Here is a 26,167-nt window from a genome sequence, read left to right on the forward strand (position 1 = left end):
GATGACCTTTCTGGCCAGGCAACTCCGGTACAAGGCCGCAGCGCAAAGGTTAATGGTATATTAACTTCAAATGAGCCTGTAAATTAAATTTCAGCAAAATAAAGACAGTGATCTAAAATCATAAGAAACTGAGAATATATAAAAACAATTATCAGTGGCTCTTTTAAGTTCAAGCATAGGTTTCTTTATGGATTATTTTAATTCGCTCTATACAGCCCCCGCCGCTGTCACATCCACAAATCAATTTACAAAGAACGAATCAAAGAGCGAATCAAAGAGCGACAATCATCTCAATAGGAAAAATTTCTCCAAGCATAGTGTTCAAGATCTCGACGATGATGAGACATCTTGCCGAGGTCTGATAATAAAACTTGGGAAGCATATACATCAATGTCCAGAAGATAAATGGAAGGGAATATGCGAGTTTATGGTTGATACGATTAACGGGGTCACAGGAGAAATAGCAAAACTTGATTTAAAAACCCCCTTCACTTTCACTCCTGAAATAAAACAACATTGGAATCAGCAATTTAGTGCGATAAGAAACGATCCTAAGATAAAAAATTACGAAAATTCAGTTGGCCGGAAAAAAAAGTCAAAGGAACCTTCGAACATTCTTAAATGCCTTAAAGACGAATATAAATTACCAGAGAAGGTTCATGATAGAATTTACGAACTTTACAGTAAGCGAAAAGAAAACAATAAATTGATCAGGCTAATCAATGCTGTCGAGCAAAGTCATTTAATTTCCCCCAAGGCGTTTATCAATGCTGTTCACAAATCAGGACATCAAGGTTTAGTTGAGGATTTAAAAAAATCATCATTCCCGATATACCCGGTAAATGATGAAACAGACAGGCAGGACTTATGCTGCCATCGAAGATCATTCAGGGGGGATAGTGATCAGAGCGTATCCAGCTTTGCCAGCTCAGAGCAATCGCCTCTGACGGATGATAGTGAGAATCCGCAAGATTTCCCATCCTCCTCCTGGCCCCGCCACGCAACGCCTAAAAATCATCAGCTTCTGAAGCACTCAGTCACATTTGCACCTGATACTCATTCCAACGTGTTAACAAAAAAAATTCAAGACTGGAACGCCCAGAAGAATAATCCTCCAGAACAGCAGCAACGGGAACCATTACCAGAAGCGCAGTCAGATAAGAGCAAAGGGTTGGTTAGTTCTGCAAATCCGAAAACAGTGACAAACCAAAAAATCACTCAGGAACTGTCTTTAAATAACTTCTGGAACTCGATCTCCAAACCCCTTACTACACAGCTCATAGACAGTCTTCCAGAGAACTCAGAAAGAAACAATACCGCACAGATTGACACCGTCATCAAACCACAGAAGAACCTGCAGAAACCAGCAGAAAATGATTCGATACTCAGGGACACCTCCCCCAGCTTCACCTCTTTTCTCCTGCCAGCGCCTGATGGGCTTCCCCTCCAGGCTCTTGCTCAACCCGAACACTATCATTCCCAATTTGCCTTTCCTGAAGAAACCGAGCCGGATCTGGACCCAGATAATATAATGTCACAACTAGCAGAGCTACAAAGGATTCTAGACAGTTAATAATTGCCGTCTAAGCTGTGGTTTTTTGATAGTCCGCCGCCTGAATTGCCATGCAAAGGGTGAGAACAAGGTAAATTACCATCAAATTTTCTAACCCCGTATGAGCGTAGTGAGCTGGACAGAAAGACAATACCTATAGGGTATAAAAACGAAGAGACGGGGCATAGCCTTTATTCCTTATGGGGGAGTAGCTATGGCGAGGAGCTTCAACACAGAGTTTCTGTTCAGATCACCGGCAAATAGGGGTTTAGAAAATGCGTTTGGTATAACGCCTCTCTGCCGGGTGTGGTCGTTTCATGTAAAAGGCAGAACAGCGATCTCGATGCAGACCAGTTCCTCCGCTCAGGGAGCGAAGTTGCCTATAACATCGGGCTCTGATCGGTGCATGACGGCTGGGTGTTGATTCTCCCTCAGCGCTTCCGGACAAACACCACAGGCACCTCCTGGAATCAAAGGGCATGATTCCGGCCACCCGACTGATTCAGATCGGCCGGAGATTGTATGCGGAACTTATTGGAACTTGTTTGCAGGATAAGTTTGAGGCGAGGGAATGGGCGTTACTCCCGTAGCATTAAAATCCTTCTGCTCATCAACCCACTCAGGCCGGACAGCCTCGGTTTGCTCAGTCTTATTTTCCTGGGCCGAGGGAGTGGACGTTACTTCCGAAGAATTAAAAGCCTTCTGCTCATCAATCCACATAGCCCGGACAGCCTCGGTTTGCTCTTCCTCATTCAATGAACACCACGATCCATTCTGATAACGCAGACAGTTCCGCGCCACATTACTAATCAGCTCATCCTTTAAATCCTGATTCCTGGCCTGCGCCTTATCCACATCACTTTCCTGATCGCTGAAAAACTCCGGATACTGTTTACCGGCTTCCTGCTTTATCCCGCTGTATGCCTCAAGCAGGGATTTTATCTGCTCGTCATCATACTCATGACGTTTGAAGGGTAACGATAATGGCAAAGCACTTTTTATATCCTCATCGGATTTTATATCCCCGTCTGGTTTTTTATCTCCATCGGTTTCTTCACACAGAGTCGCTTGCTCAGGCAGAAGATCCATAATCAGCAGATATAGCCGCCCTGCTTCATCCTCATTACTGGTCGCTTCAAGGATACTGCCCATGAGATTCACCGATTCATGCCTTTCCATGGTGACGGACTGTTTAATCGCAGACTGCCGGAGCAATAGCTGCCAGGCTTTCTGGCTATCGTCAGGGTTGGTGCTGCCAGAAGTTTCGCCGGTAAACACGCTTCGAAGCTGCTGATCAAAGCCTGAGGATAGGGAATTTCGAATTTCCTGATAAAAGCCTGTGGATTCTGCCAGTGAATAAAGACCCAGTTCTTTGGCCAATGTGTCCAGTACCTGCACCTGGTCAGCAGGTGACAGTTTGAAAAACCGGATGCTGGCGGTTTCGATATCGCCCTTGTCCAGTGCAGCAATAACCGATTGAACTAATTTATTACAGGATGACGTATCCAGAGGCTTCAGTACATCATTAAGTTGATCATACACCCGCTGGATTCGTGCTTTCATGTCGCGCTCTTTATCCGGGGCGAGTCCATTCCAGGTGATTGTCTGCTGATTCTCCAGCCTGATAGCCTGACGAACAATATCCAGATCCCGGGAGGAAATATCCGGTATGACATCTCTGACCCGCTGCTCAGATGGGACACCTTTTATTTCACCTTTTATTTCACCTTTTATTTCGCCTTTTATTTCGCCTTTCTCCAAACACTGTCTGGCCATGGCGGAGAGCATGCAGCCAATAAATGCCAGTGAATCCCCCATATTAGGCATCATACCCTGACGAGTGTTACGGAAAAATTTGCCATCCCGTGAGTTATTGTCTCGCACCCGCAGGCTACCGTCCTCGTTCAGGCCAAAGATGGTCGCTGCCCGTTTGTGCTCAGCGCCCAGTTTCGGCGAGTGCAGCACAGCATCACTAAAGCCATTCCTCAGAACATCAGCGGACTGATCACCCTGATGCAGTTTCAGGATAGCCATCCGGAGAATATCGCCTTCCGCCCAAGCTCCATCAAGGGGAGAATTGTCCCCGAGAGCCGTCAGGAACTCGCTCACTTCCTGGTGCAACCGCGGCATAATAATCGCGCTGTTCCTGGCCAGAGTCACCGGTGATGTGCGGTCTATGCTTCTGTCTGATACAGACTCTGCCCAGCGGATGTCAACAGGCTGGTCATAATACAGAGCGGCGAACAGGCTGCCTAATTTCAGGTTTCCATCAAGCTGGACGTACCCCAGCCAGCCAGGTTTTTCAGTTTCAGTATTACAATCTTCAGGCGTGTCCCCGCCCGGGATAATATTGGCAGTCACTGGTTTGCATTCCTGCTGACCATCCTCGCACTCTTCACCGGCCTTAACAGTGCGGCTCACGATGGCTTCTTTATGAGCTACCGATCCTGACAGTGCCTGAGGAATGCCAGAATTTGAGTCCAGGCCGGGGCTGGCATCATAGCTGCCAAACACATTCAGTCTGGATACCAGAAACTCCCCCATAGTTCCAAGAGTGTGCGCGACATCAAACAGAACGCCTCGAGGACGACTGGCTCCTGAGGTAGCAGAGGGGTAGATATCATCATAATTTTTAACATTCGGAGCTGCTTTTCCCTTAACTTTATATGAAAATAAGGGATTGAGACGTACGGACCTCCCTTCACGGTGATGCCCTGAGTCTTTGCTCATCTTGCTATGCCGTTTGGGCGAGGTTTCTGCTTCTGCCATGGGGGGGGGTGGCACTTCTGCCGTAGTCTTTACTAAATCATGGGCCAGTATTCGACTTGTGATCTGACACGGCTTATCACTTTCACGACAAATTTCTATTTGATTAAGAATATCATTTATTTCCTTATCACTCTCTAGCACGAGCTCCTTTACTGTTTCCTTTAGTGAATATATTTCATTCCCCTGATCTATATCTTCATACCCATTTAGCACAACAGACCTGTAATCCGTTTCTCTATTCTTTTGCAGATTTTCAATTTCACCTTTAAGACGGTGAATTTCCTGGTTCGATGATTCATTTCTCTTGCTGGCGTTTGCTATCGTAACAATTTCATCGACCTTCCTCGTGACGTTTTCACAAAACTGGAATTCATCAGAAACTAAATCCTCTATCATGCCTTGATAAACATCATCAGACGGCACTATTGGCTGCCCAATCAAACTCTGTTTAATTTCAAATACTTTAGCAGCAAGATTTAACATAGCGGGAAATCTAATACTTTCCACTTTGTGTCTTTTTAACGCTTTAGTAACTCGGAATTTAAGATCATAATAATCATTTAATCTCCTAACACTCTGATCTTTAAATTCATCAAGATCTTCCAGACATTGATTGATTTCATTTACAGCCTCCGCTTTTAATACCTCACTCACGGAAGAATCAGCATTGACATCATTAATTTTTTCTTCAAGGTCTCTTCTAAGATAGCCAGTAACTTCCTCGACCTCGTTTAAATCCCCCCTCCAAAAATCATCAATAATATCAACACCGACATTTAATATATCATTGACATTTACAGCCTTCTTAACTTCAGATTTTATCTCATCATCAGATTTAGCCCCCCCAGGCAATAGATCTGGAACACCCGACAGACGTACCTTAATATCGCCATGCAAATGCCTATAATCCCGCTTAGCTGACTGATATATATCATTTAACTCACGACTTGCTGATAAAACCTTTCCATTACAATCTCTCCTTATGCCTTTTATATTTATTCCACCCGCATCATCCACATAAGCTCCCGTAGAATCGGCTGTCTCATTCTTATTAGATAACAAATGTCTGCCATTTATAACCGGCCCTAAATCTTCTACAACCGATTTATTTACAGAATTATTCGCAGCTTCCAATAAATCCGGTTCACCTTGATTTCCCAGGGTCACGTTTTCCGTTTGATTGGTATCTGTTACTACCACTGCTTTTCGTTGAAATAAATCCACACCGACTTCCCTAATTCCAATGGGAGCGTCTGGTATGTTTGTATAATCGTTTCCCTTTATTTTCCCTGAAGACCCTGACGGGAAACTCGTTTGTAATGAGCGATGTGCCTCATCATTAATACTTCCTTGTAAACTCTGACTACCTGAAATTGTATCTATACCCATAGCACCATTAACCTTATCGAAGACTCAGCAAACAGGTGGTTTTTATTATTTATTTACAGCGCCCCAATGATACGCAACAAATCACAAACCAACCAATATCGTGATGGAACAAAAACAAATCCCAATTAATACTTTTTCTTTTATAAGTATAAACACGCAACAGATTCGATAAATAAACCACACCATTCTAAATATAACCATTCAACCAAAAGAATAAGGCTGAAAAAATCCAGCCTTAATTCCAATTACTGACGAATAAATCGAAGTACTTCAGGTTTGGCGTTAAGCGTACTCCGCCATGGGTTAATATCCAGGCCACCCCGACGAAGGTATTGCGCATAAACGGTCAGTGCTTCCAGTTGATAGTATTTCTGCAAATCAACAAAAACCCGTTCAACACACTGTTCGTGGAATTCCTGATGATCCCGGAATGAGCAGATATATTTCAACAGTGCCCCATGATCAACCGGTTCACCACGATAGCTGACCACCAGCGTTCCCCAGTCGGGCTGACCGGTTACCGGACAGTTGGACTTTAGAAGATGAGAGTTCAATGTCTCACTGACCACTTCCCCGGAGGCTTCAACGCTCTTTCCTGCCAACCCTGCCAATAGCGATGGATTGTATTGGTAACAATCCACAGCAATATCAAGGTCGTCAATATTGATGCCCGGCGCCTGATCAAAACCCCGGGTTTCAAACTGCTCTATGGTAAATAATCGGACTGAAACAGCCACTTTGGCAACCGTAGACAGATCCAGAGTTATCCTACCCAAAACCTGCTCATCACTATCAAAACGGGACTGATTAAATGAGTTGAGGTAGAGTTTGAAAGACTTTGACTCAATCAGGCACGGGGAGTCACAGGGCAACTCAAACTGAGCCACCCGCACCACAGGTTTTCCCGATGAGTTTAACCAGGAAAGCTCATAGCCATACCAGAGATCCCGGCCATAAAATGGCAGGTCATCCTGATGGATACCCAATTCTTCACGCTTTTCTTTTCGTTCAATAGAAAACAGCAATGAAGGATCATATTCCGATTTGTATTCGCTGGTTTTACCCAGCGGTGAAGCGTGCAGAACGTCACTCATGAATCAACTTCTCAGGCCACGACCGGTTTTCAACAGATGCAAACTGTAAGCACCCAGTAACAATATAGCCAGTAGCATTACAGCAAAGGAAAAACCGGTGTCAATACCACCAGCGTCCCCCAGAAGTCCATAGCGGAAAGTATTCACCTGATAGAGAATCGGGTTCAGCATGGAGACCTTTTGCCAGAACCCGGGCAGTATTTCGATGGAGTAAAAAACACCACCAAGGTAGGTCATGGGGGTCAGCACAAAGGTTGGAATGATAGAAATATCATCAAACTTTCTGGCCAACACACCATTGATAAAACCAGCAAGGGCAAACATCGTGGCGGTCATTACTACCGCTAATAATGTGGAAAATAAATCATATATTTCCAGTTCGACAAAAAACAGTCCGAGGCCCATGACAATAGCACCGGTAATCACGCCCCGTGCCACACCACCCAGAACATAGCCAGCAAGGATAATCCAGTCAGGTACCGGCGATATAAGCAGCTCTTCGATACTCCGCTGAAACTTATTACTGAAAAAGCTTGAGGCCACATTACTGAAACTGTTGGTGATGACGGACATCATCACCAGCCCGGGCAATACATAAGTCATGTAGCTGAAGCCACTCATGGTTCCAATACGGGAACCAATCACCGCGCCAAAAATCACAAAGTAGAGCACCATGGAGATAGCCGGTGGCAACAGTGTCTGCGGCCAGATTCTCATGAAACGACGAATTTCCCTGGCAAATATGGTGACAAAGGCAACCCAGTGGTATCGGTATTCACTTTGCCACTGTCGTTTTTCCAGTTCAGGCGTCATGCCTTTTCCTCATTAGAAATTGTTCCAAAATAAAATCCTTATTTAACTTTAAGCCCGCTGTCCGTTGTCCGTTGTCCGAAAGAGCCAGTCTTGTCTTTTTCGGACTGCGGACAGCGGACTACGGATTGCGGACTTCAGAGGCCTTCGTCATATTGACGAACAGTTCTTCAAGACGGTTAGTTTTATTTCTCATACTGGCCACTTCAATCTGCATCTGGCTTAGCTGCCGGAACAGGTCATTAACACCGGTATTTTTATCCACTTCAACTTCCAGAGAGTGGCTATCTATCCGACTCACCTTGTAGTCCGAAAAAACCGGCATATGGTCAATAGGCTGCCGCAAATCAAGTACAAAGCTCTCTTTCTGAAGCCGGCTTAGCAGCTGCTTCATACTGGTATTTTCAACAATCTCTCCCTGATCAATGATGGCAATATTACGACAAAGCTGCTCTGCCTCTTCCAGATAGTGGGTGGTGAGAATAATGGTGGTTCCCTGATCATTAATCTCTTTAATAAACTCCCAGAGACTTCTGCGCAGCTCTATATCAACACCCGCGGTTGGCTCATCAAGAATCAGTAATTCCGGTTCATGAATAAGCGCCCTGGCAATCATAAGACGTCGTTTCATACCACCGGACAACATTCTGGACGGAGTAGCCCGCTTATCCCATAAATCCAGCTTTTTCAGATAATGTTCAACACGGGGTTTGGCACGGCGGGTAGAGAGCCCATAATAACCCGCCTGACTGACCAGAATATCTTCCACTTTCTCAAACTGATTAAAGTTAAACTCCTGGGGAACAATCCCCAGGGAACGTTTGGCCCGTACCAGATCATGGTCAATATCGTGGCCAAACACCGATACGCTACCGGCAGACTTTCGAACCAGCGATGAGATAATGCCAATGGTGGTGGATTTTCCGGCCCCATTGGGTCCTAACAGGGCAAAAAAATCCCCTTTGGTAACCTCAAGGTTAACCCCTTTCAGAGCCACAAAACCTTCGTCGTATACTTTTCTTAAATTCTTTATGGCCAATGCCTGAGTCATGCTTCTCTGCCTTGAGATATTTTTGAATATGGGGATTTTATTACAAAACAGCAGAGAAAATCGTTTTTAATTTATCGCTTCAAGCACTTAGAAACTGTCCTGAAATAAGATCCACATTTTACTGAAACTTGTAAAAGGCCGCTGCCCGCTGCCCGCTGCCCGCAAAAGCACAAGCAGCCTGGCTTTTTCGGGTAGCGGGCGGCGTTCGTTGAAATGGCTAAGTTATTTAAGGACGGTTCCTTAGCTGGTATCTTTTAAAATGCCGCTTCCCTTAAAGATACGATAACAATGTCGCCAGCGCTTTACGCAAATCGGGATAAGCAAAGGTAAAGCCCGCATCCAGCAACCGTTTCGGTACCACGGCCTGACCTTCAGTCAACAACTTCGAAGATTCACCCAGCATAAGACCAAGCACAGATACCGGAGCAGGTAATAACGCAGGACGGCGCACCGCCTGCCCCAGCGCTTTGGCAAACGCCTTATTGGTCACAATTTCGGGTGCTACAACGTTGAAAACGCCACAACTCTCCGGGTGGTTTGCCAGATAGATCAATGCGTTCAACAGATCATCCATATGCACCCAGGGCACGATTTGCTGACCATTACCAATGGGACCACCCAGACACAACCGAAACACCGGCAGCATTTTCTGCAGGGCACCACCGCCCGGGTGCAACACCATGCCCAGCCGCACTATACAGGTGCGCACTCCCAGGGCCTCAATCCGCCTGGCCGTTTGCTCCCAGCGGTCGCAAAGCGTTGCTGCGAAGTCACTCCCCACTTCAGCGGATTCATCCAGCGGCTCTCCGAGTCGAGAAAAACCGTAGTAGCCAACAGCAGAGGCACTGATGAAACAGCCCGGCTTATTCTCCATCCGCTCAATCAGGTCGACCAGTTCAGAGGTTACCCCGATCCGGCTATCCAGCAGGACTTTCTTTCGAGCCTGGCGCCACCGTTTGTCGAGAATACCCTCACCCGCGAGATTAATAATCGCATCAAAACAGGTAGCCGGATTGACAGCGGCCAGTGATGAAACCGGCTTCACGCGAGTAGACAACTGCAACCGGACATCTTTGGCCGGCTGACGACTCAGCACAACCACCTGATGCCCTTCATTGAGCAGGCGATGAACCAACCGACTCCCAATAAATCCCGTCCCGCCAGTAATCAGAAATTGCATGAATTCACCAGTTCCAAAGTCGTGCCAATATGGCTACGCTTTATCTCTACCAATGGTGCAAGCTACTTTTCTTGCATCAATTAATAGTCATCGTAACATTTTCTGAAAAGATAAAAAAAAACCCGGGTCCCCTCAAACCCGGGCTTTACTGACTCTCATGCTGCTGGTTCCCGCTTTTGTTCTCATATCCCTGTGGCGGTAAACATCGACAAGACCCGGAGCAGGCTGTTTTTTATTTTTGGAACCTGCTCTCATTGATCTATTCCACGACCCAATAATAGGTAATTACCGAGAACGCTTTATTGACCCATATCAATATTATGCGTCATATACCTACACGAACCCTCCGACTAATGCTTTACCAACTCAAGAGCAAAATCAGACACAGTGACCGTGGAAAAACGTAGAGTTCGTCTATGCTTGTGATAATTGTTTCTCACTTCCAGAGTCATGCTCAATAAAATCTGAGATTAACTGACCGCTAACGACATCCGCCTGGCTTTCAAAGCGTAATCTCAAGGGTTGACACTCGCCTTTCTGCTCTCCTCTTCTCACCTCGCTGTCTCTTTCCGGAGCCCCTCCTATGATCAAGACCACATTCGGTATACTGCAAAAAATCGGCAAGGCACTGATGCTGCCTGTGGCGGTACTGCCTGTCGCCGGGATACTGCTAGGCGTGGGCAGCGCCGGCTTTTCTTTCATACCTGAGCTGATCTCCAGCATTATGGCTCAGGCGGGAGGGTCGGTGTTTGGCAATCTTCCGGTAATTTTCGCCATCGGCACGGCCATCGGGCTGACTGAAAATGATGGTGTGTCCTCGGTGGCCGCCGTCGTAGGTTACGCCATTATGCTGGGCACTATGGGGGTCATGGCCCGCCAGCTCGGCTATGAGCCGGTTTCCATGATGGGTATTGAAACCATTGATACCGGGGTATTTGGCGGTATTATTGCGGGCGTTCTGGCTGCGTCCATGTTTAACCGGTATTACAAAATCCAGCTACCCGATTACCTGGGATTCTTTGCCGGCAAGCGCTTTGTTCCCATTATTACCGGGGTGCTGGCCATCGTTCTGGGCATTGGGCTGAGCTTTATCTGGCCACCAATCCAGGGCCTGATTGATGCCTTTTCCCAGTGGTCCGTCACCGAGAATCCTGTGATGGCCGGATTTGTCTACGGGTTGGTGGAACGGGGATTGATTCCCTTTGGCCTGCACCATATCTGGAATGTGCCCTTCCAGATGGAAATGGGTGAGTTCGTTGATGCCTCTGGCCAGGTCTTTACCGGCGATATTGCCCGCTTTTTCGCCGGTGATCCCACTGCCGGTTTTCTTGCTGGCGGCTACCTGTTCAAAATGTTTGGCCTGCCGGCGGCAGCCATCGCCATCTGGCACTGCGCCAAGCCGGAAAACAGAGCCAGAACCGGCGGTATTATGGTGTCTGCAGCACTGACCTCGGTATTGACCGGCATTACCGAACCCATCGAGTTCTCCTTTCTGTTTGTTGCCCCCATTCTCTACGGTATCCATGCATTGCTGGCGGGTATGGCCTTTGCCATTACCAACTATCTCGACGTCAAGATGGCCATGTCCTTTTCCAATGGCCTGATCGACTACGTCCTCTATTTCGGGATTGCCACCAAACCCCTCTGGATCATTATGCTCGGGGCACTTTATGCAGTGCTTTATTACGTTATTTTCCGGGTCATGATTACCGCCATGGATATGAAAACCCCGGGCCGGGAAGACGAGAGTGAAAGCGCAATTACGGTAGCCCCATCCAGTGACCTTGCACTGGATCTTATTAAAGCCTTTGGCGGCAAAGGGAATATCAAGAATCTGGATGCCTGTATCACCCGGCTTCGGGTGACTGTCAACAACACAGATAGCGTGAATATAGATCGAATCAAGCAACTTGGGGCGACTGCGGTGGTGGTGGTCGGTCACAATATGCAGGCCATCTTTGGTCCTCGATCTGACAATATCCGTACTGAGATGCAAGAAGCAATGAACGCTAAGTAGTTGACCATTTGTTTTCATATAAACTGACTGACCGATTGGTAAAAAAGTTTCAGGCCTGGGTGATTGTGGGTTAGCTGGGATTATTTGGTAAAATACACTGAGCCATATTTCAGTCGGATATCCTTTCAGCACATGGGGTGAGCCTATTGCTGATCAAACGATCGAAAATATTCGTTTTCATTTGGTTAACTACTTATGTAATTAGATAACATTGTCAACAAACTCATAAACCGGGAGGCATTTACCGTTATGCTTCCCGGACTCACTAAAAGAACATTACCCATAAGCCGATAACACTTCTTTCATATTGCGTATAGGAAATACCCCAATGAAAGGAGTAAACAGTCATCAACCTGTCAAACTGACTCCTACAGCAAATAATAAAGCTCAGAATACCAATAAAACAGAAGGCAGTTTTAGCCGGTTTAAGGTCAGAATACCCGATACAATAAAACAGTTTCTCTCATCTATTTTCTCTGTAAAAACCCCTGACGCAAGTATTCGTTCCCGGGTTACCGGGCCAGCTAACCCAACACTACAAAAGCCTGTTTCAAATGCAGAAAAGAACAGCCACTCTCCAAGTGCAAGCCATAAGTTTGATCAAGCACTGCAGCAGGCAACGAACAATCAAAATGCCAAAACCTGTTTTTCCGAAGTCAGTACCGCTCTGGAGGCTTTGCAGGTTTTTAAGAGTGACATGCGTCACCTTCCCCGGGGCGGCGATGATTTTCGCATGTGCCGCCTTAATGTTCAGATGACAAAACATGAATTGCAGGAAGCGGTCAAAAACTTCAATAGTGCGGCCAGCCCTGATCTTCAACTGGATTCCAGTACGCTTGAGATGGCAATATTAAATAAGAATAACACTGGCAATTTAGACTTTGCCAGGCATGACCAAAACTATAAGCAGTACGAACAAATGAAGAATGCACTGCTTTAAATCAACCGACAAAGCTAGCGGCAACTTGAATATAAATGGCTGCAAGTCTCACATTGATATGATTTACCGGGGCACTTTTAAGTTTTAAGGGAAGCTGCAATTAAGAATATACCATCGTCATCCCCGCGAAGGCGGGGATCCACTGCACGAGATAGATTCCCACTCTCGAGATGGATTCCCGCCTTCGAGGCTGTCGCAAAACCCACCAGGAACCTCGTTCCTGGAGGGTTTTGCGACAACCGCCTTCGCGACGATGACGGTCGGGGGGTGTTTTGCCCTTTTGCAACACCCTCCTTCGCGGGAATGACGGTAGTATGGGTATCAGGGCTTAGCTGCACTAGAGAGTGCTTGTTCTTGTTATTAGCGATCAGTTGAAAAGGTAGTGGATGGCAAGCCGTCTATAAATAGCAAAACCTGTCCAAGGTATATGGGCAAAATCAGCCGCTACCGGCCTGAAAAAAAATCCGCCAGGATGCCAACTGAAGCGCAGTCGATCACATTATAAATGAGAATAATAATGAAAAAATACGATGTTAAATATATTGAGGGCATGCAGGCAGAAGTCACTGAAACATTCAGTGACTGGAGTGAACAGGTCACCGTTTCCCAGGAACTGATCAACCAGTTTGCCGAGCTTTCAGGCGATAGTTACTGGTTACATACCGATAGCGAAAAGGGTGCAAAATACAGCCCTTTCAAAAACACCATTGCCCATGGTTTTCTAACGTTGCTTTTACTGCCTAAAATGCAGACGCCACAAACATTCGAGGTCACGGGTTTTAAAAACATGTTGAATGTTGGATCGGATAAACTCAGGTTTACCGGTATCGTACCCGGGAACAGTAAAATCCATTGTCGAAGTCGTATAAAGGCGATCACGGGCAGCGCAAAAGGTACAACGGTTACTATGGAGCAACAGGTTCATGTAGTGGGTGAAGAACGCCCTGCACTGGTTTATGAGATGATGTTCATGTATATGTGAGTAATCTCAAATAGAACATTGTCAAAGCCCTATGGACAAACAGTATTTTCTGGATGAAGTAGAAAAAAGGCTGGCCAGACTGTCGTCAGCCTCTAAACAGGGTTACCCTCCTTCACCCTTGGAGCGCCATCGCCTTGAGGGCTTTATGGAAGCGGGTGTTTTCCTCAGGCTGGTAACGCCTCAGGAACTCATTGAGCTTAAAGAACGCACCTGTCAGACAATTTTTGGTATGAGTGTTGCCGAAAGAATAAAGCACAAAAAACGCAGTTGGCCTGTGGAAGACATTGACTACAGCCAATACGAAAAGCCACCTGACACTCGATAGTCACCAAAATCATTGAGCATGGCAAAATTCTGTATCGACTGGATGAAATCTCCCAATAATTTCGTTACCCTGACGCCCGGGCAGCCATGAGCGACTCTCTATGCAGGCTCTCTATGAAGAGCATGCCGCTCACCTGAAAACATGAAAATAGCGCCGGTGCTCAGAAGAGAGCTCAGAAGAGAGCTCAGAAGAGAGCTCAGAAGAGAGCTCAGAAGAGAGCTCAGAAGGGTGGCATTTTCGTAGTCAATAAATAAAAAAAGGCTACTGGTATGGATTGGTTATCCGCTGTTCAGTTGTTTGTCCTGTCCCAGGGGCTGTTATTGCTGGTCATTATGCTCACGGTCCGCAGTGAGACCCCGTCTGCCAATAAACTCCTCGCTATGTTTATTGGCATTAACACTCTGGGCATTGCGCTTCATCTGGCCGTCCGGACCGAAGCAACCGTTTACCAACCACTGTACCAACCTTTCTATATTGTCTACCTGCTGATGATCATGAAAGGGCCACTGATCTACCTTTATGTTCGCTCATTAACTGAACATCAATTTGCATTTACCAAACCGTTACTGATACACGCCTTGTGTCTTTTACCGGGATTGATTGCCTGGTTTGCCATTGCACCCGATGAACCATCATCATCTGGCAATCATACATCGGCGGTTGATCATGCTATTTCTGTTTTCTATTTACTGAATAGCCTGATCCTTTTTGCCTATGGTGTTGCTGCACTCCGATTATTGCGATCACATCAGGACCGGCTGAAGAAAACCTTTTCTTCACTGGGCCCCATCACCCTTGGCTGGCTGAAATGGCTGATTCTATACATCATCACCCTCAGGCTGGCTTACATCGGTACTGGCGTATTACTCACCATGGGCATGATTAACCAGCAGCCCTCGATTTTTCTCTTACTTGATTTCGGTGTGATCTATTTCATCGCTATTGGCGGGCTCAGGCAGCCCAGAATTTTTACCGGTGGTATTCAGGAAGTACTGGAGAAACTCGAGCAACCTGCCCCACCTATGGAGAAAACGGCACAGAATAAATATGAACGCTCAGCACTGGACGACCATGAAATTAACAGAATCTGGCAGAAACTGGTGGACTGCTTTGAGCAGGACCTTACCTACATGCGTGAAGATCTGAACCTTAGCCAGTTGGCAGAACTCCTTGAGGTTACGTCCCATGAACTTAGTCAGGTGATCAATCTCAGATCCGGTGGGAACTTCTATGAACTGGTCAATCGCTACCGTATAGAAAAAGCAAAAAAACTGCTCAGCGACCCGGTCAACCGGCAGAGAAAGCTATTGGATATCGCCATGGAGGTTGGCTATAAAAGCCAGTCGACTTTTTATAGCCAATTTAGCAAACACTCGGGGACAACTCCCAGGAAATATCGGGAAACCCAGTGTTTTAAATAAGCATCTGAGCCTTAAATGAACTTAAGCCCGGGCACATTGTCAGACCTAGTAACCAGACTGTTATGCAAATCCACAATCCCTTCCCTTAATATATCGCCAATTAAAGGGATGTAGACCCGGGAGAAGGAGTATGGAATTAACCATTAATCTCGAAAGCCATGAAAACTATACGCTGCTGATGATAGAGGGCGATATTAATACCAGTACTGTTCACATACTGGAAAATGCCATAAGGAATGCAACAACGATCAATCAGAACCATATAGTACTTGATTGTACCTTACTCAAAAGTATTAATGGTGATGGATTGGGGCTATTACTGCACTGTCAGGTACAACTTTCAGAATACTATTATTTCTCGCTCTACAATGTTTCCGATGAAGTTGCTTCACTGATGGAGTTAAGTGGTATTACCCACTTTATCCAAATGAACACTCAGGCTGAAAATGCAAAGCAGCAACATACAGAGCAGCAATCAGCATAATTTGAGCCAGATAAAAAAAACCGGTATTGGATACCAGTACCGGTTTTTTTCCGGGTTAATCCCGGCTTTTATACGGATTCATCTTTACCCACTTCAGAAGACTGATAGCGGTCCTCTCCTGAACGGTGCGGCAACAGCAGGTTCAGAATGACGGCTGTCAGGGCACAGAGACTGACGCCTTTCAGCGAGAAATCACCCAGCGTAATCCCCATATTGCCAATGCCAAACACCAGCACAATAGAAACAATCACCAGATTACGGGGCAGACCAAGATCAACCTTTGCCTTGATCAACGTATTAAGCCCCACTACCGCAATGGAACCAAACAGCAGCATCATTATGCCACCCATGACCGGTATCGGAATGGTTGACAGGAAACCACCGATCTTGCCAATAAACGCCACAACAATAGCAATCACTGCAGCCCAGGTCATAATCACCGGGTTATAGGCTTTGGTCAGCATCACCGCACCGGTCACTTCAGAGTAGGTAGTATTCGGTGGACCACCCAGCATGCCCGCTACCGTTGTCGCCAGACCATCGCCCAGAAGCGTGTTTTTCAGCCCTGGCTTTTCCAGATACTTTTTCCCGGTTACCGAGCTGATCGCCAGCATGTCACCTATGTGCTCGATTCAACTAACAATATAATTATTTTTAACTGCTTGAATTATAATTCGATTATCTGCATATCTGATATTGCCTCCCCTCCCCTGTTACCTTCGGCAACACCTTCAGCCATAAACAGCCGCCCTGTCCGTCAGTCTGCGGTAGCGCCCCGTTGCTGTTTACGGTTTAGCGAAGTTGAAAGGGTTGGTATAGACTCCGGCGTATTCCTGTTCGCCATTCATAAGAACACCAACATGCACAAGATCCCCGAACGTGATTGGAAAGTCGTCAGGAAACTTCACCCGGTGTTGCTGCAACGATATTGTCAGCAGGTCTTCCGTGACGTGCATGCTCTAACTGAAGATGGTCAGTGTGATTACCATCAGGCCTGTCAGGGGCTTTACGATCTGGTGCATGATCGAAATGAAGAGATGGCAGCGTTCTTTGATGACATGTCCAGGAGCAAAGCCATCACAATGATCCTGGGCTGGAAAAGCCACGGGATTATTGATGACGATGAATTTCAGGAGTTCAGTGAAGAGACGCAAGCACTGGTGAACCATATCCTTGCGCTATAAGTCTGTGGCTTTTGTCAGCAAGAAGAGGCTTGAAGAAGAAAGCCGGGAACAGCGCAATGGCTGATCCCGAGGTGCGGTTTGGGACACCTTCAAAATGACCTACTACTCCGTCCTGCTCCATTGGATATGATCATTATCTCTACAGGCTATGGCAATAGCAGGATTTAAAGATGTGCAACATATTATATTAAATGCTGCAAGACGGAGTACTACCTTCCCATTCTAAGAATGTAAATCCCCATCACTCACCACCAATACCCAAACTGCACCACGCCAAAATCCAGCCCTTCATTCTGCGAATGGATATCATTGTTGGAGTAATGAAACCACCCGGCAGACATCTCGTACTGCATCTGATCACCAAAGCGGGAACCGACCATGGTACGTATTTCAAACTGGGTTTTTCCACCCATATTGATGGGTGACTTCAGCTTCTTTTCAATATCTTTTTTGGACTGATAACTAAGGCCAACCCCAACGTCTACAAACAGTCTCATCCAGTCCGAGGTATTGTGTTCCAGGCGAAATACCGGAGAAAAACTGATGGCATAAACATTCGCAGCACCGTCAGGGCTGGGTTCATCTTTTGGCCCCAGTTGACTGGTCCAAAAGTTCACAGCCAGGTCAGAATAACCGGTCAAATGCCAGGTATCGGATTCCTCAAGCCAGTTTTGATTCCAGTCCCAGCGCAGGCTGGCACGGTAATCATCTAATTCAGCTTTATTTTCGAGGTAGTGACCATAACCAATGGCAGCACCATCTGGTGTGAGGTCATAAGCAGAAGATAACGCGGGGGTGATTGCCATCGCCAAGGCAATGCCGCGGAGAGATCCCTTCTCCATTGGTGCAACTCCTTACTGATAATTTCAAGGACATCGCTGTACGGCTTTGCTCATGCGATATCTATCAGTATTGATGGAGTTTTAAATTCTAATAGCGATAAAAATAGATCTTTTGGAAGCTTTTAATGGTTTTGTTATTTAAAAAAAGGATAAGTAGCCATTAAGCGACCGCTTGTTCGCCATCCATGACCGTCTGTACCGGTTCAGCCACATTAACAATCTCTGCGATTCTTCGCCCACGAAACCGTTGTTCATAAAACAACCGGGCATTCTCACAACTCAAAGGCAACTCACGGAAGAAGCTGCCATTAATTTGGCTCTCCCGGAAAATAATCGAATAAAACCGATCAAACAGTCCGGCATGCACCGGCTCTGGTGTTAACCAAAACTGATTCAAAGAACACTGAGAGGTCAGTCCCGCAATATCATAAAAGGCCTGCCCAGTCACCTTTACCGGCAACAAATGCAACAGCGCAGAAATACCCACAGTGCTATTTACGGTCACCACGCCTTTTGTATGGTGATACAGCTCAGGCAAAGAAATATCGTGGCAATAGAGCACCCGTTTAGCAACGCCATGGTGCTCAGCCAGTGCCTCAATAGTTTGCTGATAATCGGTATAACCCCGATCCATGGGATGATGCTTGAACACTAACGTCTCATCATCTCGGGCGTATGCCGCAAAGGAGGCAACCACCTCCTCAATAAAAGCTTCCACCGACTCATAGTCCGAGTGATAGCGCATTTGCGAATCATCATGAACCTGTAACGCCACCAGGAAAAACCGACCACTTAATTCACCGGTTAAACGGTTTTGGATTTGGCCGTCACGCCCTTTGCACCGATACTTCCGACCCAGACCACGCCACCACTTGGCACCCTCGATAATGGGATGAAACGCCCGGTGGTGCTGGTACTGGTCAAAACGGTTCCGTTGAAAAAACGCGGCCCAATAATAAAGCGCAGCATAAACAATCCGCTGTTTCATGGAGGCAGGCATGGCAACATCGGCCTGTTGGCGTTGTGAGGATGCCGCGGCCAGCGCCGCCCGGGAGAAATCAAGCGCGGTCAGTGCATTTACTCCACCTTTTTCCAGCGTGATGGTATCTGGACGAAGATAGCCCTCCTCAAACACCATAAAATCCACACCCAACCGGTCACAGACAGGTTTTGCCATACGGTGATAAAGACGACAATCCCCCATCAAAAATACCGACTGAATTCCGTGGCCTGTCAGATAACGTTCCAAAAATCCGGGCCAATCAGTAACGCTGCCCACATAATCAACACAATGGTCAGCACCGCTGTAAAACCGGTCGCCCCCATTAAAGTTAATTTTGTGCGTTCTATAATCGTGAGCGGAAAATTCCCGGGCCAACTCTCGAAAAAACGGCCCCAGAGGCCCCTGCAAAAAAAGAACAGATTTAGACAGCATCACTCGTACTTCTTGTTATCACCCGAAGGAAAAGACCAATATCAGAACCACCACCTTCAGGTGCGGATCGCTTCCAGTAAAAATTGCACCTTGCGACGCTTTCGCCCCAGCCAGCCGGAATTCTGATGCTGACCGCCTGACAACAACCGCTGCCGGGCCAACTCCGCCACCACCCGTTCCGGTGTGGTAAATCGACGGGTTTGCCAGTGAACGTAACGGGGGTATTCACACAAAGCCAAATAGACCAACTCTGCCAAATTTCGATGCCGCTGACGACGATCACAGATCATATGATCCTGAGTCAGCCCCCAACCGGCATAAAACGGCATCCCCCAACAGTGCACCGTTTTATCCTGTAACAATGCCTCAAAACCTGCCTGAGAGGTCATCACATGGAGTTCATCGCACTGGGTAAGACAATCGAAAATATCCACATCGGTAACAATACTGTCAGCAAACTTCAATGCTTCCGATGCCGCAACATGCCCCTGCCGACCCGCCTGAATCACATCAGGATGGGGCTTATAAACTACATGGGCATCGATTTTCTCACTATCCAGCCACTGACGAACCCGGCACAGCAAATCGATATTACGAAAAACCTCCGGGCTGCCGTAGCGTAACGACGCATCAGAGTCCACCTGACCGGTCACCAGAATACGACGCTGACCAGGTGTTGCCCCGGCAAAGATATCCCGGGCCTGACCGCCCAGGTTGTATTTGCTAATCCGTTGTCGAAGCAGTGCTTCCTGAAGATTGCGCCCCCGAACACACTGTTCAGTACTGACCACAGCGGTTTCCAGCAAATGTTCCAACTGACTGGATTGACTGGCATCGTAATAAATCCCCCGATCATCCAGCACCAGCGACGCAGGCCGACGCAAATCCGCCCCCAAACCACAGGACCGGATAAAGCCATCTTCCATACGCCACACGGTCACCGTACTGAAATCGATTCCCTCCGGTAACGGCTTACGCCCCCAAATCAGCAACCCATTATGTCCGGCGTCATTGGCCAGCCGCTTTCGCAATGCCCTGGCATGGGGTACAAACACTACCTCCCGAGCCAAACCACTAACAAACTCCCGGACAAATGCCCGCTTCCACAGACTAAAACCAATGGCATAAAGTCGATCAATCTGATGCGTCTGGTATTGTCGCTGAAAGGCAATTAACTCAAGCACAGGTTCCAGCTCGCAGGGCTCGCCGGTTTCCGGATCAATATACCGGGTATAAAGCAGACAGGCCGCAGCAAACAAGCTGGCCACAGTATGCTGCTGTAAACGACGCTCGCAGGGTACACGATCATCAGTCAGCCGCCAGCCACTGTAAAAAGGCACACCAAAACAGACCACCGGCTTACCATGGAGCAGTGCTTCAAAGCCCAGCTGTGAAGTAACCACATAGACCTTGTCAAAATGCGGGAAGAGAGACTGGGCATTGACCTTATCGGCCAACACTTTTACCCGGGTATCAGCAACCCCTTTAACCTTGCCATCGACAACGGGGAAATAACCCTGCTTTTTCCCCAGCACCACATCCGGATGCACCTTCACCCAGATTTCAGCGGCTGGATTCTCCTGAATAGCAGCATCGAGCATCGCCTGAAAACTGCTGGCATCAGCCATCCCGTAAGTCACGGAACAGTCCCCAAAAGTCTGGTCAACCACCAGCACCTTCGGTTTGCCCACACTCGCTTCCGGCATTTGCCATTCACCAACGGGCTCATGGTTGTACTTGCTGACATGATGACGACGTACCGTTGCTATCAGCTTCAAGCTTCGAGCTTCCAGCTCCGCCGTCAACCAATCCGGATGATTCAACAGCTGTTCAAGATCCGAAGGCTGAGTAGCGTCGTAATAAATACCTGTTTTATCCACGATCAGAGAAAAACGACGGTCGCCCAATACCGGATGGCCCAGATAACTGATAAACCCGTCTTCCAGCCGCCACAACGGTAACCCCAGGCGATTGGCAAGCTCAGCCGCCTTCGCGGTATTACGCTTCATCCCCCATCCCAATACACCATCGGCGGAATCTGCGGGAGCGGAGTTGCTGAACCACTGATGCAGCGGATGATGCCAGCGCACGACACCCTGAAGAAGCAGCTTCAATTCAGGGGCTCGGGCAATGCCGGAAGAGAGACAAAGAAAACGACTCAAAGCTATTACTACTCACCTTTAGAAAGACAGATTAACAATAAAGAAGGGAACCTTATCAGGTTATATGAATAGACCCAATCAGCAGATACCTACGGTAATTAGGAATTGTCCGTTAATAACTTCCCTGTTTTGTTCACCACAGAGGCACAGAGGACACAGAGGAAGAAAGGAAGGAAGGAAGGAAGGAAGAAAGAAAGAAAGAAAGCCTTTTCTCTGTGTCCTCTGTGCCTCTGTGGTGAAAAAGCATCGAAAAACCGAAAAACAGGACACCCATAAATTTAACCATATTAAAAACAAGGGTATTTATATGGAGCCCTTTATTTTTTAGGAGACTATCGACAGCCTGAAAATGACCGCGCAGGAATCAAAACCCGACCCCGGTTTCTTAGATGCTGTGAATAACCCTAAAACGATTCTTTTATACAGATTGAGTATCTTTAGTTATACTTTCTGTTGATCGACTATGAATTCCTATCACTGGCTGGACTATGAAATATTACCTGCTTTCACAACGGCTGGACCTCTTGGGTGAATATGGTATTGCTGCATTTTCCACCAAAATGCTAAGGAGTTACTTCCCTGACGAACCGGAAGTCTCTTTCAAAAAATCTCTGGACCGAGGGGTTAAAAGTGGCATGCTGGAGCGGGTTTGCCGTGGTGCTTATGTTTACAGCAGAGAGTTCCGGCGGCAAATCCATAAGCTGGAATCCATTGCAGTGGTCTTGCGAGCGGGTGAGTTTTCCTATATCAGTCTGGAATCTGCGTTGTCTGAATACAGTGTCATCAGTCAAATGTTGCTCAATCACCTGACGGTGATGACCACAGGCCGTAGTCAAACCTTTCAAACCCCTTATGGCACCATTGAGTTTACCCACACAAGCCGGAGTGAGACTGAAATTCTGGATAAGGTCATTAAGCAGCCTGAACGCCCACTGCGAATCGCATCGCCTGAGCTGGCACTGTCTGACCTGCGGAGGGTTAAGAGAAACACCCAAATGGTAGATATGGATGTTTACGAGGAAATTATCCGTGAAAAAAATAACCCTCTCTGAGCGGGCTGATAGTGTCATCCGGCAAAATCCGGGGCTTGCAGCCCTGAAGCCCGTCATTGAAAAAGAACTGATTCATTATGACTTCTTTTTTTTGTTGCAACAAAAAACACTGATTCTGCCTGACATGGCATTTATTGGCGGGACTTGCTTACGGCTTTGTCACGGCTCCAACCGGTACAGTGAAGACCTTGACTTTCATGCTGGAACGAACTTTCAGCCACAGCATTTTGATAACATTCGTCTGGAAATAGAGCGTTATCTTTCTGACCGCTATGGACTTAAAGTAGACGTCAGAAGCCCGAAACAACTGAAAAATGATCCGGACTACGCTAACAGTCAGGCGAATACCTGGAAAATAATCATACATACACAGGAGTCTCGCAAAGATCTGCCAGCCCAGCGAGTGCATATCGATATCGCCAATGTGCCGACCCATGATGCAACCCCTCAGCTCATAAGAACACACTACGGCAACCTTCCGGACGGCTACGATATGATGTTGTTCAGAAGTTCATCAAAAAACGAAATTCTAATGGACAAACTGCTGGCTATTCCGGCCCGGAACAATATCAAGGCCAGGGATTTATGGGATGTGATCTGGCTTCAGCAACAAGGTGCTACAGAGAATATTGAACTGCTGCGCCGGAAGCTGACTGATCATCATATTAAGCATTACAAGGCCCTGCTCGAAGCGCGGATCAACACCCTTCCGGCTTATTTTGAGAAACCATTTTTTGAACAGGAGATGTCTCGTTTTCTTGACTCTGCAAGGCTGGCAGACACCATAAAAAAGCCGGAGTTCGTCCGGTATATGAAAGAACAAATAATCAGTACGCTGACAACGCTGCACTCTGGTCTGTACGCCACAGGTTCCGGCGATCAACACTTTACGTTGTGATCCATATACTGGACTCAAGGTTTTCTTAGAAATTGTCCGTTAATAACGTTTTGTTCACCACAGTACCCGAGGGCATAAAAGGCACAGAGGACACAGAGAAAAGGCTTTCTTTCTTCCTCTGTGTCCTCTGTGCCTCTGTGGTGAAATTAAAGTGGGTTTTCTACGTTCGGTAATACCCTAAATACAGACTGGACAATGTCGTATACAGTGCTCACTTTCCTGCATCTTTCATGCGCAAGGCGAAGTTATCCTAATGAAAAAAGCGTTCTGCTTATCCTTACTGTTACTTTCCAGTACCACCATCCATGCTGATATTATCGGTGCCAAGGCTGGCCTCGACTACTGGCAAACCAAAGATCATGGCAAGGCAGGCTCAGTTTTTGGGCAAATAGAACATCCGGTACCACTGCTGCCCAACATCGCTTTGCGGGCAACAGCGATTGAAGGGAAAACCGACAGCCTGAACAACGTCGATGCCTATGGCTATTACGAAATACTGGACAACGATCTGGTATCCATAGACCTGGGCGCAGGCCTGCACCGGATCAATGGCAGCCGTCACTACGATGAAACCCTTCCAATGGTGGTTGCCGATGCAGAACTGTTCCCGGGCAGCGATTTCTCTTACTACAGCAAAGTCAACTACTCAAAAAAATCCGCTGAAAGCGTCACGGATATCAGTGCCGGTGCACGCTTGAGGCTGTTCCCGGCGATTCACCTTCAGGCCGGTTACCGTCACTACGATATTAAAACGGATAACGCCGCTGCCCGTTCAGCCACTATTCAGGGGTTCACCGCTGGGATTTATATGGATATTTGATCACTGTTCACTACTGTCTGCCCGCGTTCGCCAGGTTTTCTTTTATGCTTTTTCCGCGTTGCCCGCAAAAGCGTAAGCGGCCCTGCCTTTTCGGGCAACGGGGTGCGGGTAACGGGCAACGTTCATTTAACAAAACGCTGACCCACTGTTTACCCGTGTCCGACAAATGATATCCGCTATCGCCAACGCTGGTTCGTAAAACCAACGAGTATCTGGACGAGGTCGCGGCCCGACTGCTGCCAAGAAGCCTGTCCAGTGAACAGGTGAGCTGATGGCTTGAAATCCTGATCCTGTCATTGATCCGCTGGTAAAGTTCAAAGAAGCAAATGCCGGGAATGGCGGCTATTTCCAGGAAAATAGCCACATCCGATGATGTGATTTTGGTGAATAAAAGGCGCAGTGTGCTTAGTGCAGTGCTTGGGCTTATTACTTTTGTCATAAAATTAAAAAATCAGAAACGAAGTCGTTGCAACGAGCTACGTTTTCTCAGGACTTCGTCCGTTCTCATTATAGTTGCGTATCCTCGTAAACGTGAACCAATCTTCCAGCCCAAAAAAACCGCAGCCAACTCAACAGCAGCCACGGCTATTTTACACAACCAGCAAACTAGTCAACCCCCTCCAGCAAACCCGCCACCTGGTGATCATCATTCAGGGCGATCACCCATTTCAGATGATCTTCACGCATGAGTTGTTCGGCATCGGCCACCATTGCTTCCTGGCTAATGGTCACCGGTGTTGTGTTCATCAGGTCCAATGCCAGCAACCCTTTGAGGTTATCATGGTCAACCAGGAAGCGGCGCAGGTCGCCATCAGTAATGACTCCGGCGAGTCCGCCATTATCCGCCATCACCAGGGCAACCGGTGCGGGTATTATCACCGCAGCCATATTTGGAAAATGGTGTTCGTTAATCGTTTGTATCCCGACTCATCATCTTTTCAATAATGGCAATCATTATGTGAATTACTTTGATATGAATTTCTTGAATACGATCAGCGAAACCGTAATGAGGTATACAAATAGTTAAATCACTCATAGAAGCTAGATTCCCTCCATCTTTGCCCGTTAGCAGAATAGTTTTGATTCCCTTTACTTTTGCTGCCTCAAATGCTCTAACGATATTTATTGAGTTGCCACTTGTACTTATCCCCAAAAGAATATCTCCGGTTAAGCCAACACCTTCGAGATAGCGACTAAAGATATGCTCAAAGCCAAAATCATTCCCGACACAAGTAAGGTGACTGACATCTGAAATACAAATGGCAGGGTAAGCAGGCCTGTTCTCACGGTAGCGGCCTGTCAATTCCTCAGCAAAGTGCATCGCATCACAGTGAGAGCCGCCGTTACCACAGGAAATTACTTTTTTTTCGTTTTTAAACGCAGACGTAATCCATACTGCTGCCTGTATAATATTATCTTTTAACTGCTTATCACCAATAACACGATTAAGTACTTCAGCTGCAGTTGATAATTCATCATCCACAAAATTCGAATAATCAGGCATAACCATTCTCTATAGGGTAGTGGGCCAAATGTGTGGTCAAGCATAAATATCTACCCCAAATTCAAGCGCGTTAATCAGTAATCCAATGACAATATCGTGCATCTTCTCAAGCTTGGAAAGCATATACTCTTTCTCGCTAACCGTTTGATCCATGTTCTGAAATTCAAATTCTTACGTTCAATTTTCTGAGTGTTTCTCTTGCCAATCTCATGCTTCTCAGGGGCTATATTTCGTTCATAAGCACCCCAGTCATCGC

General features: G+C 46.9%; 23 protein-coding genes and 1 pseudogene. 11 read left to right on the forward strand and 13 right to left on the reverse strand.

All coding sequences use genetic code 11. From position 1 onward, the window contains the following. Positions 1-187 precede the first annotated feature (187 nt). Positions 188-1,573 carry a hypothetical protein gene (locus tag RM811_RS23845; RefSeq protein ID WP_402529333.1) on the forward strand — a complete coding sequence of 462 codons (1,386 nt, stop codon included), beginning with the start codon at positions 188-190 and terminating at the stop codon, positions 1,571-1,573. A gap of 510 nt (positions 1,574-2,083) precedes the next feature. On the opposite strand, the gene RM811_RS23850 is transcribed toward RM811_RS23845, so the two are convergent. The 6 genes from RM811_RS23850 to RM811_RS23875 all read right to left on the reverse strand — a co-directional run bounded on the left by RM811_RS23850 (position 2,084) and on the right by RM811_RS23875 (position 10,100). Next, entirely contained in the window at positions 2,084-5,545 is a 3,462-nt protein-coding gene (locus tag RM811_RS23850) for a hypothetical protein (RefSeq protein ID WP_402529336.1), read from the reverse strand. Between the two features lie 410 nt (positions 5,546-5,955). Further along, a complete protein-coding gene (gene queF / locus RM811_RS23855; protein ID WP_402529338.1) occupies positions 5,956-6,804 on the reverse strand; it encodes an NADPH-dependent 7-cyano-7-deazaguanine reductase QueF in 849 nt (282 codons plus the stop codon). A 3-nt stretch (positions 6,805-6,807) separates the two neighbouring features. Continuing rightward, entirely contained in the window at positions 6,808-7,617 is an 810-nt protein-coding gene (locus RM811_RS23860; protein WP_402529340.1) for an ABC transporter permease, read from the reverse strand. Positions 7,618-7,735: 118 nt separating this feature from the next. After that, positions 7,736-8,665, reverse strand: a complete 930-nt coding sequence (locus tag RM811_RS23865; RefSeq protein WP_402529342.1) for an ABC transporter ATP-binding protein — start codon at positions 8,663-8,665, stop codon at positions 7,736-7,738. Positions 8,666-8,936: 271 nt separating this feature from the next. Beyond that, complete coding sequence (locus tag RM811_RS23870) at positions 8,937-9,845, reverse strand: TIGR01777 family oxidoreductase (RefSeq protein ID WP_402529344.1); 909 nt, start codon at positions 9,843-9,845, stop codon at positions 8,937-8,939. Positions 9,846-9,977: 132 nt separating this feature from the next. Beyond that, positions 9,978-10,100 carry a hypothetical protein gene (locus tag RM811_RS23875; RefSeq protein WP_402529346.1) on the reverse strand — a complete coding sequence of 41 codons (123 nt, stop codon included), beginning with the start codon at positions 10,098-10,100 and terminating at the stop codon, positions 9,978-9,980. Positions 10,101-10,428: 328 nt separating this feature from the next. Here RM811_RS23875 and ptsG point away from each other — a divergent pair, with 328 nt between their 5' ends. The 6 genes from ptsG to RM811_RS23905 all read left to right on the forward strand — a co-directional run bounded on the left by ptsG (position 10,429) and on the right by RM811_RS23905 (position 16,014). After that, positions 10,429-11,862: a PTS glucose transporter subunit IIBC gene (ptsG, locus tag RM811_RS23880; protein WP_402529348.1), complete on the forward strand. Its 1,434-nt coding sequence runs from the start codon at positions 10,429-10,431 to the stop codon at positions 11,860-11,862. Between the two features lie 328 nt (positions 11,863-12,190). Continuing rightward, positions 12,191-12,802 (forward strand): hypothetical protein, encoded by a 612-nt coding sequence (locus RM811_RS23885; protein ID WP_402529350.1) that lies wholly within the window; start codon positions 12,191-12,193, stop codon positions 12,800-12,802. 517 nt (positions 12,803-13,319) lie between these two features. After that, positions 13,320-13,784 (forward strand): MaoC/PaaZ C-terminal domain-containing protein, encoded by a 465-nt coding sequence (locus tag RM811_RS23890; RefSeq protein WP_402529353.1) that lies wholly within the window; start codon positions 13,320-13,322, stop codon positions 13,782-13,784. Between the two features lie 31 nt (positions 13,785-13,815). Then, a complete protein-coding gene (locus tag RM811_RS23895; RefSeq protein WP_402529356.1) occupies positions 13,816-14,109 on the forward strand; it encodes a hypothetical protein in 294 nt (97 codons plus the stop codon). 269 nt (positions 14,110-14,378) lie between these two features. Continuing rightward, complete coding sequence (locus tag RM811_RS23900) at positions 14,379-15,530, forward strand: helix-turn-helix domain-containing protein (RefSeq protein ID WP_402529358.1); 1,152 nt, start codon at positions 14,379-14,381, stop codon at positions 15,528-15,530. A gap of 130 nt (positions 15,531-15,660) precedes the next feature. Further along, complete coding sequence (locus RM811_RS23905; RefSeq protein WP_402529360.1) at positions 15,661-16,014, forward strand: STAS domain-containing protein; 354 nt, start codon at positions 15,661-15,663, stop codon at positions 16,012-16,014. Between the two features lie 68 nt (positions 16,015-16,082). Here RM811_RS23905 and RM811_RS23910 read toward each other — a convergent pair. Then, positions 16,083-16,646 (reverse strand): annotated as a pseudogene (locus RM811_RS23910) (uracil-xanthine permease family protein); the annotation flags it as partial. Between RM811_RS23910 and RM811_RS23915 the strand changes: the two are divergent. Beyond that, positions 16,638-17,198 carry a hypothetical protein gene (locus RM811_RS23915; RefSeq protein WP_402529362.1) on the forward strand — a complete coding sequence of 187 codons (561 nt, stop codon included), beginning with the start codon at positions 16,638-16,640 and terminating at the stop codon, positions 17,196-17,198. The pseudogene RM811_RS23910 and the gene RM811_RS23915 sit on opposite strands and share 9 nt — an antisense overlap. Positions 17,199-17,443: 245 nt before the next feature. On the opposite strand, the gene RM811_RS23920 is transcribed toward RM811_RS23915, so the two are convergent. The 3 genes from RM811_RS23920 to RM811_RS23930 form a co-directional block, all read right to left on the reverse strand. Continuing rightward, the gene (locus tag RM811_RS23920; RefSeq protein WP_402529365.1) at positions 17,444-18,040 is read right to left on the reverse strand and encodes an acyloxyacyl hydrolase; all 597 of its coding nucleotides are present in this window, start codon (positions 18,038-18,040) and stop codon (positions 17,444-17,446) included. A 160-nt stretch (positions 18,041-18,200) separates the two neighbouring features. Further along, positions 18,201-19,475, reverse strand: a complete 1,275-nt coding sequence (locus RM811_RS23925) for a capsule biosynthesis protein (RefSeq protein WP_402529367.1) — start codon at positions 19,473-19,475, stop codon at positions 18,201-18,203. Positions 19,476-19,531: 56 nt separating this feature from the next. Then, positions 19,532-21,637, reverse strand: coding sequence for a capsular polysaccharide biosynthesis protein (locus RM811_RS23930; RefSeq protein ID WP_402529370.1), 2,106 nt, complete (start codon positions 21,635-21,637; stop codon positions 19,532-19,534). 488 nt (positions 21,638-22,125) lie between these two features. Here RM811_RS23930 and abiEi point away from each other — a divergent pair, with 488 nt between their 5' ends. The 3 genes from abiEi to RM811_RS23945 all read left to right on the forward strand — a co-directional run bounded on the left by abiEi (position 22,126) and on the right by RM811_RS23945 (position 24,407). Further along, entirely contained in the window at positions 22,126-22,689 is a 564-nt protein-coding gene (abiEi, locus tag RM811_RS23935) for a type IV toxin-antitoxin system AbiEi family antitoxin (RefSeq protein WP_402529373.1), read from the forward strand. Beyond that, positions 22,667-23,587: a nucleotidyl transferase AbiEii/AbiGii toxin family protein gene (locus tag RM811_RS23940; protein WP_402529375.1), complete on the forward strand. Its 921-nt coding sequence runs from the start codon at positions 22,667-22,669 to the stop codon at positions 23,585-23,587. Before abiEi ends, RM811_RS23940 begins: the two co-directional genes overlap by 23 nt. Positions 23,588-23,840: 253 nt before the next feature. Beyond that, complete coding sequence (locus RM811_RS23945) at positions 23,841-24,407, forward strand: TIGR04219 family outer membrane beta-barrel protein (protein ID WP_402529377.1); 567 nt, start codon at positions 23,841-23,843, stop codon at positions 24,405-24,407. A gap of 606 nt (positions 24,408-25,013) precedes the next feature. Here RM811_RS23945 and RM811_RS23950 read toward each other — a convergent pair. The 3 genes from RM811_RS23950 to RM811_RS23960 all read right to left on the reverse strand — a co-directional run. Then, positions 25,014-25,295, reverse strand: a complete 282-nt coding sequence (locus tag RM811_RS23950) for a CBS domain-containing protein (RefSeq protein ID WP_402529379.1) — start codon at positions 25,293-25,295, stop codon at positions 25,014-25,016. Between the two features lie 19 nt (positions 25,296-25,314). Next, a complete protein-coding gene (gene lpcA, locus RM811_RS23955; RefSeq protein ID WP_402529381.1) occupies positions 25,315-25,911 on the reverse strand; it encodes a D-sedoheptulose 7-phosphate isomerase in 597 nt (198 codons plus the stop codon). 74 nt (positions 25,912-25,985) lie between these two features. Continuing rightward, positions 25,986-26,167, reverse strand: a 182-nt coding sequence (locus RM811_RS23960; RefSeq protein WP_402529383.1) for an IS1 family transposase, incomplete at its 5' end; no start/stop codon positions are given.

This window comes from Endozoicomonas sp., from assembly GCF_031844845.1.
Lineage (GTDB): Bacteria > Pseudomonadota > Gammaproteobacteria > Pseudomonadales > Endozoicomonadaceae > Endozoicomonas.

What these genes read in the sequence shown, in the direction of transcription:
- RM811_RS23895 (WP_402529356.1), top strand. Translation starts at nt 13,816, where the DNA reads ATGGACAAACAGTATTTTCTGGATGAAGTAGAAAAAAGGCTGGCCAGA.
- lpcA (WP_402529381.1), bottom strand. Translation starts at nt 25,911, where the DNA reads ATGCCTGATTATTCGAATTTTGTGGATGATGAATTATCAACTGCAGCT.
- RM811_RS23900 (WP_402529358.1), top strand. Translation starts at nt 14,379, where the DNA reads ATGGATTGGTTATCCGCTGTTCAGTTGTTTGTCCTGTCCCAGGGGCTG.
- ptsG (WP_402529348.1), top strand. Translation starts at nt 10,429, where the DNA reads ATGATCAAGACCACATTCGGTATACTGCAAAAAATCGGCAAGGCACTG.
- RM811_RS23920 (WP_402529365.1), bottom strand. Translation starts at nt 18,040, where the DNA reads ATGGAGAAGGGATCTCTCCGCGGCATTGCCTTGGCGATGGCAATCACC.
- RM811_RS23870 (WP_402529344.1), bottom strand. Translation starts at nt 9,845, where the DNA reads ATGCAATTTCTGATTACTGGCGGGACGGGATTTATTGGGAGTCGGTTG.
- RM811_RS23875 (WP_402529346.1), bottom strand. Translation starts at nt 10,100, where the DNA reads ATGAGAGCAGGTTCCAAAAATAAAAAACAGCCTGCTCCGGGTCTTGTC.
- abiEi (WP_402529373.1), top strand. Translation starts at nt 22,126, where the DNA reads ATGAAATATTACCTGCTTTCACAACGGCTGGACCTCTTGGGTGAATAT.
- RM811_RS23845 (WP_402529333.1), top strand. Translation starts at nt 188, where the DNA reads ATGGATTATTTTAATTCGCTCTATACAGCCCCCGCCGCTGTCACATCC.
- RM811_RS23860 (WP_402529340.1), bottom strand. Translation starts at nt 7,617, where the DNA reads ATGACGCCTGAACTGGAAAAACGACAGTGGCAAAGTGAATACCGATAC.
- queF (WP_402529338.1), bottom strand. Translation starts at nt 6,804, where the DNA reads ATGAGTGACGTTCTGCACGCTTCACCGCTGGGTAAAACCAGCGAATAC.
- RM811_RS23945 (WP_402529377.1), top strand. Translation starts at nt 23,841, where the DNA reads ATGAAAAAAGCGTTCTGCTTATCCTTACTGTTACTTTCCAGTACCACC.
- RM811_RS23865 (WP_402529342.1), bottom strand. Translation starts at nt 8,665, where the DNA reads ATGACTCAGGCATTGGCCATAAAGAATTTAAGAAAAGTATACGACGAA.
- RM811_RS23925 (WP_402529367.1), bottom strand. Translation starts at nt 19,475, where the DNA reads ATGCTGTCTAAATCTGTTCTTTTTTTGCAGGGGCCTCTGGGGCCGTTT.
- RM811_RS23905 (WP_402529360.1), top strand. Translation starts at nt 15,661, where the DNA reads ATGGAATTAACCATTAATCTCGAAAGCCATGAAAACTATACGCTGCTG.
- RM811_RS23885 (WP_402529350.1), top strand. Translation starts at nt 12,191, where the DNA reads ATGAAAGGAGTAAACAGTCATCAACCTGTCAAACTGACTCCTACAGCA.
- RM811_RS23890 (WP_402529353.1), top strand. Translation starts at nt 13,320, where the DNA reads ATGAAAAAATACGATGTTAAATATATTGAGGGCATGCAGGCAGAAGTC.
- RM811_RS23950 (WP_402529379.1), bottom strand. Translation starts at nt 25,295, where the DNA reads ATGGCTGCGGTGATAATACCCGCACCGGTTGCCCTGGTGATGGCGGAT.